This window comes from Rhizobium mayense, assembly GCF_030272705.1.
GTDB lineage: Bacteria > Pseudomonadota > Alphaproteobacteria > Rhizobiales > Rhizobiaceae > Rhizobium > Rhizobium mayense.
In genome coordinates this window covers 59,222-74,758 of sequence record NZ_JARFYM010000019.1, presented here as the reverse complement: position 1 = coordinate 74,758, position 15,537 = coordinate 59,222, and the positions used below count along the sequence as shown (strand labels likewise).

Here is a 15,537-nt window from a genome sequence, read left to right as displayed (position 1 = left end):
TTGCCCCGCCCGCTAATGCCCGTTGAAGACGCCGAGGAAGGCACCCGCGAACTGACTGATCATCGCTGCGATGCTGAGATAGAGCATGAATAGCCCGCCCATCAGCAGATAGGGTGTGGAGATGAAATAGATCGGAATCTGCGGCGCCAGCTTGTTGATGAAGCCGATCGAAATCTGGAACATCAAACCGTAGAGCAGAAACGGGCTCGCCAGCCGCAGCATGATGAAAAAGGTGGACTGCAGCGTGTCCGTCGCCGAGACCAGCGAGGTGCGCGCATCGATATGGCCGCCGAAGGGAATGACGGAATAGGAATCGACCAGCGCCTGCAGGACGTAATGGTGGAAATCCAAAATGAACAGCATCATCAGTCCGCAGAAGCTGATCATGCTGGTAAGCGCCGTCTCATTCGAGTCTTCGATGATGTCCATGCCGCCGGGCGCATTGAAGCCGATGAGCATCGATATTGCCGAGCCCGTGAACTGCAGCCCGAGCGTAAAAAGCCGCGCCATCATGCCGTACATCAGGCCGATCACCGTTTCGGTGAAGATCAGCCCGATATAGATAGCGCCGCTTTTGGACACTTCCGGATAGATGGTGTTCCAAAGCAGCGGCAAGACCGCCATCGACAGCGCCGCCGCAAGAAGCAGCCGAATCTGCGGCGGCACGCGGCCTGACGAAAACCCCGGTAGCACCATGATGCAGCCGCCGACGCGGCAGAAGGCGAGAAACAACGCCAGAACGGTGCCCTGGGGGTCTGTTATCATGAGATGGAACCTAGAATCTTGATCTCGATCCCCTTGGCCAATTCTACATGCGACAGGACCGGAAGAGTCGCGAACAGGCGTTCTATGATCATGCGCACATAGGAGCGTGTTTCCGGCGATGTGACAAGCACGAAGGGCAAGCCGCGGTCCATGTATTCACGGATAACTTTGCCCGCCTGCTCGCTGAATTCTTCCAGGTTGCGCGGATCGATGTCGAATTCGACAATCTCACCCTTCTGATCGCGCTTCAGCGCCTGATGGAAGATGAGATCCCACTTGCTGCCGAGGCGGAGGACGCGCAGCACGCCATTGTCGGCCAGGTCGCCGCAGAGCTGCTGCGCCATGCGCACGCGCACATGTTCGACGATCTGCTCGGTCTTGCGCACATGCGGCGCAAGTTCGGCCACCGCTTCCAGAATGAGATGTAGATTGCGGATCGAGACGCGCTCTGCAAGCAGGAGCTTCAGTACCGCCTGCAGGCCGGAATAGGACATATGCGACGAGCAGATTTCGTCGGCGAGCTTCTTGTATTCCGGATCGAGGCGCTCGATCAGGATCTTCACGTCCTTGTAGGAGAGAAGTGCCGGCAGGTTGTTGCGGATCACTTCGCTCATGTGGGTCAACACGACGGAGACATTGTCGATCGGTTGGAAGCCTTCGCGCTTCAAATCCTCGGTGAAGGCTTCGAGGACGGACACGGCGGGCATGCCGAAAGCGGGCTCGCGGATCTCGTCGCCCGGAACGGTCGGCTTGCGGCCCGAGCCGGTGACGACGAGCACTTCGCCGACACGCAGAATATTGGAGGCGACCGTCGTGCCATGGATGCGGATCTGATAGGACTTGTCGGCAATGGCGATGTCGTCGGTCACCTTGATTTCCGGCACGACGAAACCGTATTGCGTCGCGAACTTCTTGCGCATCTTGCCGACACGGAAGGCCAGTTCCTGATGCGCGCCGAGCAGCCGGGTGGAGACGATCTTGCCGAGCGCCAATTCGATTTCCGAGGTCGTCAGAACCGACTTAACCGAATCCTTTTCCATTTCCTTCGTCTGCATCACCTTCTTTTCCTCGGCGTCGCGACGAAGCTTGTTTTCAGCTTCGACTTGCCGGGGGATGAACCAGGCGCCGCCTGCCATGAGGCCGCCGAGAATGAGGAAGGGAAGGAAGGGCATGCCCGGCATGATGGCCAGGATGCCCATGAGGATGGCGGCGACGGCGAGCGCGCGCGGATAGCCGCTCAGCTGATTGATAACCGCCTGGTCGGTAGAGCCGGCCGTGCCGCCGCGCGAAACGAGAAGACCGGCGGCGAGCGAGACGATGAGCGCCGGCATCTGCGACACCAGGCCGTCACCGACCGAAAGCTTGACGAAGACATCGGCCGCCTGGCCGATCTGCATGCCGTGGCGGAAATAACCGATGATGATGCCGCCGAAGATGTTGATGCAGGTGATGAGAAGCCCGGCAACGGCATCGCCGCGCACGAATTTCGAGGCGCCGTCCATCGCGCCGAAGAAGGAGCTTTCCTCTTCGAGCTCCTTGCGCCGCCGCTGGGCTTCCTTTTCGTCGATCAGGCCCGCCGACAGATCCGCGTCGATCGCCATCTGCTTGCCGGGGATGGCATCGAGGGTGAAACGCGCGCCGACTTCGGCGATACGCGTCGCACCCTTGGTGATGACGATGAAATTGATGGTGATCAGGATCATGAAGACGATCAGACCGATGACGAAATCGCCGGACATCACGAGGCTGGAGAAGCCGGCAATCACGCCACCCGCCGCATCATGTCCCTCGTAGCCATGCGAGAGGATGACGCGCGTCGTCGCAATGTTCAGCGACAGGCGTGTCATGGTAGCGATCAGCAGGATGGTCGGGAAAGATGAGAATTCCAGCGGTTTCTTGATCCACAGCGCCACCATCAGGATCAGCACCGAGAGCGCGATCGAAAAAGCCAGACCCATGTCGATGAGGAATGGAGGGATCGGCAGGAACAGCACGCAGAGGATGACCATGATACCGAGGGCGAACCCGATATCACGCATGCTGGGATTGGCTTTGGGAAGTGCTATTGCGGGTGGTTGCGCCATCGACCGGTTCCGTCTCTTCATGAGAGGGGGCAGACGGCTGACCCGTTTGCCCTATTCGGTCAGATCATTAAGAGGCGAAGCTTGCGCGAGAATGGCCTCGCGCGAATCGCCCGGCGCCCTAGAACCCCGATTGGATTCGAGAAAAGACGAGGTTGGTGAAGATCGAGATCTGCGAACCGACGAAGGGCGCCGTGATGCCGACAGTCACCATGACCGCGACGATCTTTGGCACGAAGGTCAATGTGGCCTCCTGCACCTGGGTCAGCGCCTGAATCAAGGCAATGACCAAGCCGACGACCATGGCGGCGAGAATTGCCGGACCGGCAGAAACGAGGACTGTCCAGATCGCCGCCTGGAAGATATCCAATGCATCGGCTTCGTTCATGATATCCTCACCCTTTAGTTCAGCCGGCTCCTCATGAGCCGCTGGCGGCGCTATCGCCGCTGTCAGTTGCTGCTAGACGAATCGCTGCTGCTACTATTATCCGACGACGACGGCTTATCAATCGTCGTTCCCGAAGGAGCGACGGTAACGCCTGCCTGCAGGAGGACTTTGTCGCCCGCATCGGTTTGCGCGATAATACCATCCGAATAGACGGTTACTTCCTTGATAGTGCCGGTCACCGTACCGTCGGCACTCATGATCTGCTTGCCGATATAGTCCGACGCATTCGAAATCCATTGGTTCTGCAAAACCGTTTCCAGGTGCGAGTTCGTCTGGATCTGCTGCTCGACCTGGGAGAAGCTCGCAAGCTGCGAAATCTGCTGGGTCGCATCCATCGGGGAGGTCGGATCCTGCGTCTTCATCTGGGCGATGAGGAGTTGCAAGAAATCGTTGTAATTCAGGCTGGCGCTCTGCTGCGCAGCAGCGCTACTAGAGCTGCTCGAGCTGCTGTTATTGCTGTTGATCTGACTGACCGGATCTACCGCCACGGTGCGATCTCCCGGCGAATATGCTCGATCGTCGCAGCCGGCATTTCCTGGTTGTGGAGGATGTTGTCCTCGATCGGATAAAGCCCGCGGATCGCCTTCAGCGCATCGAAGGCGCGGCCGGTCGCAACAAGGCCGTCGATACGCTTCAGCTCAGCCAGCACTTCCTCATTATGGAAGCACGAGAGCAGCATGACGATCGACTTACGGAACATCGCCGTCGATTGTTCCTTGCCTTCCGGATTGATGAGGATCATCTGCGCGATAAAATAGAGCTGGCGCAGAGGCGTCGTCGCATCTTCCGGCTGGAGAACGTGGTTCTCGAGCAAGAAGGTAACATCATTCAGGAATTCCAGGGCGACCTTGCGGTCAACGCGCAGCACGGCCCCGTTGATAAAAATTCTTTCCCCAGCTTTAAGCGATATGCGAAGCGTACTTTTCATTTAAGTCCATCCCTGATGATGGTGGTGACATCGATGATGCCTTGATAATTTTCCGACTGCCGCCTCCGGATCCGGTCGCATTCCTTCAGGATCCAGATTGCGATCGAGATCAGATTGGCACGCAGTTCGACATTAAGTTGGTTCTCTGGACTTTTCAGATCCTCGATGAAGCTGATCCAAACACGTCGTGTGTAGAACAGCGCCTCGATCGCTTCGCGGCCGTACTTCCCCTTGTCACGAGCCGCGGAGAGAAGAGCTATCGACCGGTCCAGAACTTGACGTTCTCGCTCCTTGGCGTCCGCCACTGCGTCCTGCATGACTTCCGCATATGAGAACTGATACATTCATGCATCCTTCCTGGTCATTACATCCCTTTGATCATCAAAGGTAATTTACAAGGCTCAGCTGCTGTATCTTCGAGACGATAGTATAGGCCGTCTGAAGCTGAGTTTCGAGACTGTTGACCTTGGTCGAAGCCTCATAAGGGTCGACTCCGGTAAGATCACCGATATTAGTATTAATGATGTCTTTCTGTGCATTCAGCGATGTGTTCGCATCTGAGAGACGCGATTGCGACAGGCCGAGCTGGCTCGACTGGTTGTTGATTCCATCGATCGCCTGACGCGTATAGCTTGTCGCCTGGTCGTTGACCGCATTCAACGCGTCCTGGTTCAAGCCCAAACTCGAATCCATCAACGAATTGACGACGGTGGTTGCCAGCGCCAGGTAGCGCATGCCGGGTTCATTGGCGTTGGTCGAGGAGTCGATCACTTCCGAGTTGCTGATGCGGCTCGACATGTTCTGTCCCGACGCGTTCGACCAGCTTGCCCAGTTGTCCGGCGCAGGAGCGCTGTCCGAAGTGAACATCGGCTCGACCTGGGTGGTGATGAAATCCTTCATCTGGTCGCCGGTGAGCTGGTCGACGGTCGTGCCGTTATCGCTGGCATATTGCGTCAACGCCGCCTGGATAGTCGCGGTTGCGTTGGCGCTATTGTCGGTTATCGGCTGCACGTCTGTATTGGTACCGGCGAAAAGATATTCGCCATTGACCATAGTATTGGCATCGGAGACGAAGCTCGACAGCGTGGCACTTGCCGTCTGCTGCGTCAGCGATAGGCTGCTGCCATCGGTATTGCCGCGCAGCGCCACCAGCTGATCCATCAGCTTTTGGGCTTGGGACGACATGTCGCCGAGCGCCGTCTGCGATGAGGACATGCGTTGGTCGGCGATCGAGTTGCTGCTGAGCAGCGAATCGATGCGCGTCACTTCCCGCGTGAGATTGACGCTGAGCGCGGTGTTGCCACCCAGCGCGACGCCGATATCGGCATAGACGCCGGTCGTCGCTTCGGTCGAAGCATCCGTCATCTCATTCTGCGCCTGACGGATCGTCTGGCGCATCGCGTTCTGAATGGCTGCGCTTGAAATGAAGGAAAGTTTCATGGCTTAGCTCGCAATATCCAGTACCGATTGAAGCATCTGGTTGACGGCGTTCAATATCTTCGTTCCCGCCTTGTAGGACTGTTCGATGTCCATCATCAGTGTCAGCTCTTCATCGAGATTGACGCCGGTCTCGTTCGAATAGACTTCCGATGAACGCGACAGCGCCGCGGAGGTATTTTCCGCCGCTGTATTTGCCGAGCTGCGCTGATCTTCCAGCCAGCCGATGGAAGCGGACGCGTAATCCATGATGCTGGCCGTCGTGTCGGAGCCCGCATTGGGATCGAAGTTCATCTTCGTATCCATGCCGGTGACGTAGGAGTCGAGCAACCCCGAATAACCGCTGTCGCCACTGGAATTGACGACGTAGTCGGAACCGTTGATGCCGCCGTCCCGCAAAAGCGTGGGATCGCCGCCTTGCGAGGTGATTAGCGCCGGATTGACGGCAATCGTACCTGCCATGCCGGCGACGGCAGTGGTATCGGTCGGCACGGTACCGCCGCTCCAGGTGAACAGGCCGGGCAGCGCCGGCTGACTGGAGTCCGCTTGATTCTTCTCCGAAAACATCGTCACGAGGCCGCGCGAGATCTCATCGAGCTGCTTCTGGTAGGTCGGAGCAACGTCGTCGCGCACCTGAAGTGCCGCTTGAAGGCTGCCCTGCGCCGTCGTGTCCGCACCCTGGCCGGGATCGAGCACCACGCCATCGATGTAAACATTGTTGCCGACGGTGCCGTCCGTATAGGAATTCGTCGGCGTGAAAGTCACCTGACGCGGTATCGTTTCGAACAGGGTCGCGCCGCCGCTGGTATAGAGCGCCATGTCGCCGTTCGGCCGCGTCACCGTGGTGACGCCAACGATCTGCGATATCTGTTTCAGGACCGAGTCGCGTTGGTCCATTGCATCCGACAGCGCGGAGGACGTGGGGCCAGCGGTCGCCGTCGCGGTTTTGACCGCATCGTTCGCCTGCTCGAACTGCGCTAGCAGGCTGTTCAGCGAACTGACGTCCGAACTGATTTCCTTGTCGGCGTCGGTGCGTATTCCGTTTACGGCCGTCGTCGCATTGTTCAGCGAGTTTGAGAGATCCTGGGCCGCGTTGATCGCTGATTGTGCCGCAGTGATGCTGGAGGGAGAACCAGCAAAAGTCTGCATTGCCGTTTGCAGGGCGGCAAGATAGGTGGCCGGCGCGATCTCGTTGTTATTGCCACCGATCGTTCCGGACTGGATATCCTCGTAGCCCTTCAGCAGTCGCTGCTGGGCAGCATCGTCAGACGTGCTGCCCAGGAAGGCTTTCTGCAAGGAAGGCTCGTCGGCGCGAGCGATCTTTACGACCTGCGCGCCAGACATGTCGGTCGTCAGCATCGCCTGGCGGCGGGTGTAATCCGCGTTGCCGGCATTGGCGATATTGTTCGATACGACACTGCTCTGCGTGCCGGTATTGTTGAATATCGCTTGCGCGTTATTGAGTGCTGTGGTGAGCGACATGGCTGGCTCGGTACCCTATCGTACTGATTAACGTTGCAGGTTGACGAGAACGTCCAGAAGGTCGGAACCAGCTTGGAACACCTTGGAGTTCGCGGTGTAGCTTTTCTGCGCCTCGATCATGTTCGTCAGTTCGGTTGCAAGGTCGACGTTGGATTCTTCCAGCGCGCCCGATTGGATGTAGCCGAAGCCACCGGTTTGTGGAAAGCCGGTAACCGTAACGCCCGAATTACCATTGGCCGAATAGACGTTGCCGCTCTCAACCGTCAGATTGTCGGGGCTTGCCACCGTGGCGAGCGGGATACGATAAAGGGCCTTGGTGGAGCTGTCTTTGAAGACCGCGTTGACCGTCCCGTCCTTGCCGATCGTGACACTCGTCACCGGGTTGGGAGCCTGGCCGTTCATCTTGCCGGTCGCATTGAAGTCAGTGGCGACCTGGGTGAAGCCCGAGAAATCCATCGAGATGGTTTGCCCAGACCCGAGGGTAATGGGGAAGGTAGGGGCTGAAGCAGCGTCTTGCTGACCATTCGCATCGAAGGTCAGAGTGGTGCTGCCGACCAAGCCATCGCCGCCATAAGGGAACGGAGTGTCGCCCGAAGCCGCGTCGGCGTGATTGTAGACCGACACGTCCCACGTGTTGTCCGCCGTCTTGGTGTAGTAGACGTCGAAGGTAACCGCATTGCCCTGGCTGTCGTAACCGGTGATCGAGCTCTTGCTCGTGTCGCCTGTAACCGGCGCCTGATTTTCGGACGGCAGGAAACCGCTGGCGCTGCTGGTCGCGATATTGGCGTTGGAATTGAGGTTACCTTCCATGTCGCCGGTCGTCGTGGCGACGGCGGTCACGCCGTTCTGGTTGACATTAATCGGCACCAGGCCACTGAAGCCGTTGACGACTACCGAAGGAGCCCCGGAAGCATAGGGATAGCCCATCAGCGTGAAGCCGGCGGAATTGACGAGGTTGCCCGACGGATCCGGCGAAAAGTCGCCGGAGCGGCTTAAGAACGTTTGTCCGGACGAGCTCTGGACGACGAAGAAGCCGTTGCCCTGAATTGCGAGGTCGGTGTTCGAGGTGGTGTAGGAGATATTGCCCTGCTGCGAGATCGCATAGTGAACCGACGTCTCGACGCCACCGGAATTGTAGCTGCCGGCGGAGGAAGGCAGAACGAGGGAGGAAAAGCTCGTCGATGCTTCCTTGTAACCGGTGGTGTTGGCATTGGCGATGTTGTCAGAAACAGTGCCCAAACGGTTCGCCTGGGCATTCATCCCCGAAACCGCGGTTTTCATACTGCCGAAAATGCTCATCTGGAATCCTCGTTTTCCTCGTAAGGCTGAGAGTAGGGAGTGGGCCTTGCGTGAAGCTGTCTGAAAAGAGGAAAAGCCGATCGTCATGAAGCAGCTTTTCGGAGGTTGCTGCGACGTGGCCATAGAAGCGCACAAGGGTCGCAGTAACGGTAAGAATCGGCACACCCTCGCATCCGAACATCGCGATCGACGTTCGGAGCCCGCGTATAATTCTGCGAATTTGGGAGGAATTCTGGGAGGGAATTACACGCGGGGTTCAAGCGCCGTTACGCCAGATCCCGATTGAAGCATCAATTCCAATCGATGCAGTAGCCAAGGAAGCGCTTGGAATCGACCGGATCGAAACCGAGCTTCTTGCGCAACTTCTTACGCAGCTTGGAAATATGGCTTTCAACGACATTCTCTTCGACTTCTTCGTCGAAGATGCCGTAGATCGCGTTGAATATCTGCGTCTTGGTGACCCGGCGACCGCGGTTGGAAATCAAATACTCCAGGATGCGCCGTTCGCGCCGCGGCAGGGCGAAGACATCGCCGTTGATCTCCGGGTCGCGGCCATCGGCGAAGACCCGAATCGGACCGATGTCGGTATAGCTGGTGATCGCCTTCAGCCTGCGGCGGATCGCAGCCGCCCGTGCCAGAATCTCGCGCGGATGCACCGGCTTACGCACGACATCATCGACGCCGCAGTCGAAGAGCGCCAGCGTCGATTCCAACGAGGGCTGATCACTGACAGCGATGACCGGGGCCACCGACCGGTCGCGAATCGCCCGAGGCAATTCGTGCACATGCTGTCCCTGTCCGATCAAGAATGCTTCGACCGCGGCAATATCGCCGTCCGCAGCAGTCGTGACCCATTCGCCGAATTCCCGGGGGTCGAACCCGGTCGACGGGATGCCCTCGCGCCCAAAGAGAGAAGTATATCCGTCCTTAACGAGCTCTCGCTCATCAACCACTACGATCATTCGTCCGCCTCCGAATCAGTGTGGTGTTTCGATGAACTATGGGTACGAATCGGGCGAATCACGAACAACTGTCGGAAATGAGTGACGGAAATTAACAATTGATTAAGAATTGGGGGCCGATTTGCACTAGATATAGTGGGTGCCCTTCATTTTACACCGATAAAAATGTAGTTAGTTAGTATATTACGAATATACGTAGTTCAGGCCATTCGAATGTTGTCAACCGTGTCAAAATGGTTAGCGGCGACGTACGCAAAGCGCGGCACAATTTTCGGTTGATTCAGTTTCGACAAAAAGTCGCCGCGTTGGGCGTCCATTTCCCGTATCCGGTTGCGACCAGATTGGCGATGACGCGGCAGACATAGACCTTCTGCTCGGGGTTATTATTTGGGCCTGCGTGGTATCTTGCTACCGCCATCGTCCAGGTCTCATGCCTGTCATGGAGGTCGCGGAGGAACTTGGCGGCATATTCGACATTGCGATGCGGGTCGAACATATCGGCAACGGAGGCGAAATTTTCGCCGTGAAAATACTGGTTGATCTGCATGCAACCGATGTCGATCAACTTCGCGCCGCTCTGTTTCGCCATGACGAAGGTCTGCAGGGCGGCGTTTTCGGACGGCGGAAAGACCGGCTTGCCTTCGATATTGAGAGCGTAAGGATAGAGCGAGCCCTTGCGTCCGGTCTCCGTCAAACCGACGGAATAGAGGATGCCCTCAGGTATCCCGTATTTCGCCGCAGCAGACTGGATCTCGCGCTCGCAAAGGCCGGTGGCACCGGTATTCGGCGGGGCTCCATTGACAAAAGCAGATGCGTCAGAGGTAAACAGCGCCAGAGCGCTGGCGCTGAGCACTGCCAGAAGCGCCATCTTCCGTGCCGCGTTCGCCCGAGCCGCGATTACCGTCATTGCCATTTGTCTGCTGCCCTGAATAGCTCTGTCCCTTTGGTCGTGCGTCCCCACCCTGCCCCTGATTCAACAGGGACTGCTGTTGGGGCTGCCCCTGAAAGCCGGATTGCCTGCCGCTATCCGATTGCTGATCCGCGCTCGGGGCCAGGGTCACGGTGATGGAGTCGACCTGATAACCTTGGGCGCGCAGCGCATCGATCATATGGCTCTGATCGGCATGGAGCTGCCGATAGGCTTCGCTGGTCTGCACTTTGAGATCGACACTCAACTGATCGCCCTGAAGCCGCATGGTGGCGGTGACCTCGCCGAGATCGTTGGGATGCAATTGAATCTTCAGCGTGTTGACGACCTTGCCGGTGCTGGTCCAGCTTGCGGCATTGGAGAGTGCGGAACCCGGCTGCATGGCACCCGACCACTCTCCGTCCCCCGAAAGAGCGCCGGTGACCAGCGCGGCGTTGGAGTTGGCCGCAAGAGCGAGGTAGCGGCGGGAGTCGAGCACGGTAACGGTTTCCACGCTGCCGCCACCCGATGCATTGACGTCGACCTGCGCCGTATCGTTGCTGCCCTTGCTGATCGACATATCGAGCGAGCCGCCGCGCCCATCGGCCCGCATCAGCCGAAAGGTCTGTGCCACGGTTGTATCGTCACTACTGCCGGAAGCTGTCGTGCTAGCGTCCGCGGCGTTGGCCGACGTGTCCTTCAGCGCGGCATCGGCCAACTTCGGCAAAGACTGATCCGGCGCCTGCATCTTTCCGTCAGCGCCGGCAAACACGCTTGCAACGCTCTGCGGCGCACCCGCGACCGTGGCGGCCACCTGCGGGACATTCAGAAGCGACAACGCATCCGACGCCGCGCCCGCGGCTTGGGCATTATGCGTCACCGATGACTTACCATCTTCGGTGGCTGACGCAGGCTTTCCGTTCTTGACTACCGGCGCCTGCGTCTTACCGTCGCCATCATTCTGCACAGGCTGATCGCCAGCGATAGCGTCCGCCAATTGCGGCGCGATATCATTGAGTTGATCCGAAGCTTGAGCCTGGCCTTGGGCTTGGGTCGCATCCGTATTGCCGGCCGCATCGGTCGGCTGGGCCTTGTCGCCAGAGGCGGCAACTGCGGAGACCGGATCTTGCAGACCCATCAGCGATTTTGAAAGATTTGTCGCGTCCGCTCCCTGCGGAAACTTGGCGCCCCCAGTCTGCGTGACGCCCTTAGCCAGCGCAGCGAAACTGGTTGCGGACGGATCGACCGCGCTGTCATCCTCAGCCAAAGCAACACCCTTTGTGTCGTCGGCGGAACTTTTCACCGCGTCCTTACCTTTGCCGGTTTTGGTGTCGGTCCCTGTCCCTGTATCGGCTTTGTCCGCATTGCCCTTGGTGGACGAGTCGGACTTGCGCCCATTGTCGCGCGAGCTGGTCAGCGCGTCCAGAAACCCCTTGCCGTCACTATCATCCTGCTTGGCCGAACGCCCGCCTTTGCCAACAGCAACCAGATCGGCCCCGGGCGGGGCACTGGAGATACCGATATCCATCATGATCAATGACTTTCCTGCTTCAACAGGCCGTCGATGGCATCAAGCTTCGAGCGGCTCGTCGTGACGAATGCATTGAATGAAGAGTCGGCCTCCTGCCTCCCTCCCTCCGGGGTGTGGGCCGCCTTTGCGGTGGCCCCCTCCTCAACACCCGCCGTGCCGGGGGACTGGCCCCCAGGTTGGTTCGTCACAGCAGCATCGTGTTCAGTACTTTCTTGATTAGGCAGATTAGGGGGTGAGACTTGCGTCAGGCTTGCCGGATCCGGCTCACGCAGGATCTCGTCCGCCACCACCTTGGCGGCGTCGCGCAAGGCACGATCCTGCTGGTTCAATTCGCCGGCCGGCATCTGGTCTATGTTGCGAACCGCTGCTCCTAAATCAGGCGTCGACACGCCGGCAACACCGCCGTAGAAGCCCGCCAGCGCGCCAAAAGCGTCACCACTGTCGTTGGATATCGCCTGGGCACGGCCGGAGGCGAGTGCAGCAAGGTCAGCCTTGCCGGCAATCGCTGCACGGCGCGCCATACGCAGATAGATCTCCCGTTGCCGAGGGGGGTCCATGAAGGACAGGATATCGATAATATCCTGTTGCTTGACGTCCGCGTCATGATCGACAACGAGTTGCACGAAGAGGTCGGCGAACTGGCTGGCATAGGGGGAATGCAGGAAGCGCCTGGTATAGCGCTCCGCATAGTCCAGGCCCTGCGGCACCATCCCGATGTCGGCGCACAGAGCAAGGGAGCGACGCAGCGCCGATTCCTCGACGATGGTGCCCGGAGATGTCAGGCGCGCCCAGTCGTAAAGCTGCAGGGCTGCCTTCGGGTTCTTGGCGGACATAACATTGGCGGCAACCAACGCGAGATAGGGGCCGATCTTCTTGTCGCGATATTCCTTGGCGATATCGGCGAGCGTATTGACCACCAACAGCCCCTTGCCGTTCAAATATTTCCTTAGGACATCGGCGACCCGATTGTCGAAATTGCCGTTGACGTCGCGCGACATCAGATATTCCAGCGTCGCCGGATTGCCGCCGCTCATCGCGTAGATCAGCGCGGCATCGACATTGCGGCTGTCGTCGAAGACGGATTTGTCGGCGGTGCGCAGGCGCTCGTCGATGGTCGACAGCATGAAGCGCTGCATCTCGCCAGCCGAGCTATCGCCAGCAACCACGGAATCCTGGATGAATTCGAGCGAGCGCAGCATCTTATAGGGCGGCAGGTTGTCCGGACCCTCAGCACGAACGATCCCCGGCATGAACATGCCGAGGGTCAAAGCGAGCGCGAGGCTATGACGATGCTGAGTGCGCGCCATGGACTATCCTTGTTTGCCTTGGCTCGGCTTGCCTTGGCCTTGTTTACCCGAACCCTGCTTGCCTTGGCTCGGCTTGCCCTGGGCCGGCTTGACCGGGTCCTGATTGCTGCCATCGGGCTGATCCTTGGCGGCCTGGGTTGAGGCGCCCTGAATCAGGATCTCGATGCGGCGGTTGGCATCATTGAAGGGATCATTCGGCAGCTTCAGCCGGCGGTCAGCGAAGCCGGAAACCTGCGCAATCCGTTTCTCGTCCAGCCCGCCGTTGGTGAGCATGTAATAAGCGCTCTGGGCGCGGTCGAGCGACAGGCGCCAGTTGTCGTTGTGGCCATCCACCATATAGGGGCGCCCATCGGTATGGCCGCGGATCAGGATCGAGCCTTTGCGATCCGCAAGGATCTTGCCGATCTTCGCCATCGCCAGCACCATCTCCTGGCGCGGAACGGACGATCCGATGTTGAACATCGGGTCATTGGATTGATCCGAAATCGTCACGAGAAGACCGCCCTCGGCCGGCGTGACCTGGAGGCCTTCGGCAAGCTGACCAGCAACGCCGCTGATCTGCTGCTGGATCGCCTGCTGCAGGTCCTTGGCGTCCTGCTGCTGATCTTTTGTCGGCGCAACGTCCCTGTTCTGCGCTGCCGCGACGCTGTCTTCGAAGGTCGAAGCATCACTTTGCTCGGCGGCGGCAGCGCTGGCACTCTGCTGGTTCTGCGCCTGCTTTGCAGCCTGTTTGCCCTGCTGTTCCTTACCCGGATTCTGCTGGTCGGTCGGCGCCTGCTGATCGCTCAGGGTCGGCTGTTCTTCCGGCGTCTGTTCTTGGGTGGCCGGCTGACCGGAATCGGCAGCCGTCGCCTTGGAGAGGGCAATCACCTCGCCCTTCGGCGACTTGTCGGATTTTGCGTCCTGTTCTTCTTCCGCCTTCTTCGAGGCACTGGAAACCTGAACCTGCTTGGTCCAGAAATCCGGATCGAAAGGATCGCGATAGGCTTGGCCGCCATCCGCGCCCGTCGCAGGGCCCGACTGAGCGGCTCCCCCCTCACCCTTGGCGCTGACATTGGCTTGCTGACCGACCTGCTGCGCGATTTCGGCCAGAACCGAATAGGGATTTTCGAAGAAATCGGCTTCGGAATAGTTGGTCTGGTCGCCCGATGTCGAGGTCTGGTCCTCGCCGGTCTTGGCGGACTTGCCGTCGTTCGGATTGTCTTCCTTGTTCTTCGACTTCGCCTGGTTCTTTTGTCCGTCGGCCTGGTCGACGGGCTTTTTCAGCCCCTTCTCCGTCGGCTTTTCATCGGCGAGCTTGATCGGATTGAAATAGGAGGCGACCGAGGCCTTCGTCTCTTCGTTGGCGGCATTGACCAGCCACATCACCAGAAAGAAGGCCATCATTGCCGTCATGAAGTCGGCGTAAGCGATCTTCCACGCGCCGCCATGGCCGCCTTCATGGTCGCCGCCACCATGCCGCTTGACGATGATGATCTCGTGTTTGCCTTGATTTTGATCGCCGTCGCTCATTTCAATATCTCTTTCAGACTAGCGGCCCAGGCGGACATACGGGTCACGAGAACACTCTCTCCAATGGTCACAGTGAGATCGACGTCTCGGCCTTCGACGTGGCGCAGCAAAACACCGTTTTGGCCGATTTGCGCGTGAAGCATCTCGAAGAGATTGCGGGGGCCGCCGACCGTGATCGGGCCCGCCGCGCCGTCGAGAATAGCCGCCGTCACTCGTTCCGCGAGATCCACCACAGCCTTGGCCGCCAGCGCTTCCGTCATGACCGGCGCAAGCGCAGCAGCAGCCTCCGCGCCGATCGCCTGTCCGAGCACCACGGCGAGCTCTCTCAATCCAGAGGCAATCTTCTCCGCCGCGCGCTCCTCATAGCGGGCGCGCAATGCTTCCATCTCGCCTCGGTGCGTTGTGGCGATCGCATCCAGTTCCGCCTGATGGCTTTGCGTCAATTCCAGCGTCGCGGCTTCGTGTCCCTCCGCATAGGCTTCGCGACGTTCCGCCTCGATATCGACCGGAGGTGCCGCCGGACTTTCCGGGAAGTCCAAGGTCCCCTCGAACGGCATGTCGGGTATGCCGGGGGACGGAGGCGGAGTCTCGGCGCTGAAATCCTTGAGATAGCGGGATAGCGTCGGGCTCATGCTGACATTCTCCCGTTTTCATCCGCAGAAGGCCGCGAGCTGATATCTCGACAGGTCCCTCGAATTCCAATGCTCAAAACGTAGATCATCACGCTTCCGGTTCCGTCCTGCGGCCACACTTTCCGGCGCAACGCCGAACGTCACCGGAAAAATTGCGCAGCCATGCCATTGCGGTGGACCGTAGGGGGTCAAACTTGTGCGAGGATGAATGCGGCAGGCGCGACCCCTTCGGCCGCGGCTGCCCCG

At 59.1% G+C, this 15,537-nt stretch carries 15 protein-coding genes; all 15 read right to left on the bottom strand.

The annotated features are described in order from the left end of the window. Positions 1–12 precede the first annotated feature (12 nt). The 15 genes from fliR to PY649_RS21330 all read right to left on the bottom strand — a co-directional run bounded on the left by fliR (position 13) and on the right by PY649_RS21330 (position 15,291). The gene (fliR, locus tag PY649_RS21400; RefSeq protein WP_285870676.1) at positions 13–765 is read right to left on the bottom strand and encodes a flagellar biosynthetic protein FliR; all 753 of its coding nucleotides are present in this window, start codon (positions 763–765) and stop codon (positions 13–15) included. Then, a complete protein-coding gene (gene flhA / locus PY649_RS21395) occupies positions 762–2,849 on the bottom strand; it encodes a flagellar biosynthesis protein FlhA (protein ID WP_285870675.1) in 2,088 nt (695 codons plus the stop codon). Before flhA ends, fliR begins: the two co-directional genes overlap by 4 nt. Before the next feature lie 118 nt (positions 2,850–2,967). After that, the gene (fliQ, locus tag PY649_RS21390; RefSeq protein WP_285870674.1) at positions 2,968–3,234 is read right to left on the bottom strand and encodes a flagellar biosynthesis protein FliQ; all 267 of its coding nucleotides are present in this window, start codon (positions 3,232–3,234) and stop codon (positions 2,968–2,970) included. A gap of 62 nt (positions 3,235–3,296) precedes the next feature. Further along, the gene (gene flgD, locus PY649_RS21385) at positions 3,297–3,782 is read right to left on the bottom strand and encodes a flagellar hook assembly protein FlgD (RefSeq protein WP_285870673.1); all 486 of its coding nucleotides are present in this window, start codon (positions 3,780–3,782) and stop codon (positions 3,297–3,299) included. Beyond that, a complete protein-coding gene (gene flbT / locus PY649_RS21380) occupies positions 3,773–4,222 on the bottom strand; it encodes a flagellar biosynthesis repressor FlbT (RefSeq protein ID WP_285870672.1) in 450 nt (149 codons plus the stop codon). The genes flgD and flbT overlap by 10 nt, the downstream gene beginning before the upstream one ends. After that, the gene (gene flaF, locus PY649_RS21375) at positions 4,219–4,566 is read right to left on the bottom strand and encodes a flagellar biosynthesis regulator FlaF (RefSeq protein ID WP_028751223.1); all 348 of its coding nucleotides are present in this window, start codon (positions 4,564–4,566) and stop codon (positions 4,219–4,221) included. The genes flbT and flaF overlap by 4 nt, the downstream gene beginning before the upstream one ends. A gap of 37 nt (positions 4,567–4,603) precedes the next feature. Beyond that, positions 4,604–5,662, bottom strand: coding sequence for a flagellar hook-associated family protein (locus PY649_RS21370; protein ID WP_285870667.1), 1,059 nt, complete (start codon positions 5,660–5,662; stop codon positions 4,604–4,606). Positions 5,663–5,665: 3 nt separating this feature from the next. Further along, positions 5,666–7,141, bottom strand: a complete 1,476-nt coding sequence (flgK, locus tag PY649_RS21365; RefSeq protein WP_285870665.1) for a flagellar hook-associated protein FlgK — start codon at positions 7,139–7,141, stop codon at positions 5,666–5,668. A 27-nt stretch (positions 7,142–7,168) separates the two neighbouring features. Then, complete coding sequence (locus PY649_RS21360; protein WP_285870722.1) at positions 7,169–8,440, bottom strand: flagellar hook protein FlgE; 1,272 nt, start codon at positions 8,438–8,440, stop codon at positions 7,169–7,171. Between the two features lie 290 nt (positions 8,441–8,730). Beyond that, entirely contained in the window at positions 8,731–9,402 is a 672-nt protein-coding gene (rem, locus tag PY649_RS21355) for a transcriptional activator Rem (RefSeq protein WP_104822015.1), read from the bottom strand. A gap of 280 nt (positions 9,403–9,682) precedes the next feature. After that, complete coding sequence (locus PY649_RS21350; protein ID WP_285870663.1) at positions 9,683–10,270, bottom strand: transglycosylase SLT domain-containing protein; 588 nt, start codon at positions 10,268–10,270, stop codon at positions 9,683–9,685. Then, positions 10,218–11,840, bottom strand: coding sequence for a flagellar hook-length control protein FliK (gene fliK / locus PY649_RS21345; RefSeq protein WP_285870662.1), 1,623 nt, complete (start codon positions 11,838–11,840; stop codon positions 10,218–10,220). Before fliK ends, PY649_RS21350 begins: the two co-directional genes overlap by 53 nt. Before the next feature lie 2 nt (positions 11,841–11,842). Beyond that, positions 11,843–13,147, bottom strand: coding sequence for a chemotaxis protein MotC (motC, locus tag PY649_RS21340; RefSeq protein WP_285870660.1), 1,305 nt, complete (start codon positions 13,145–13,147; stop codon positions 11,843–11,845). Positions 13,148–13,150: 3 nt separating this feature from the next. Further along, positions 13,151–14,659: a MotB family protein gene (locus PY649_RS21335; RefSeq protein ID WP_285870659.1), complete on the bottom strand. Its 1,509-nt coding sequence runs from the start codon at positions 14,657–14,659 to the stop codon at positions 13,151–13,153. Continuing rightward, on the bottom strand, positions 14,656–15,291 hold the full coding sequence (locus PY649_RS21330) for a hypothetical protein (RefSeq protein ID WP_285870658.1): 636 nt from the start codon (positions 15,289–15,291) through the stop codon (positions 14,656–14,658). Before PY649_RS21330 ends, PY649_RS21335 begins: the two co-directional genes overlap by 4 nt. Positions 15,292–15,537: the final 246 nt, after the last annotated feature.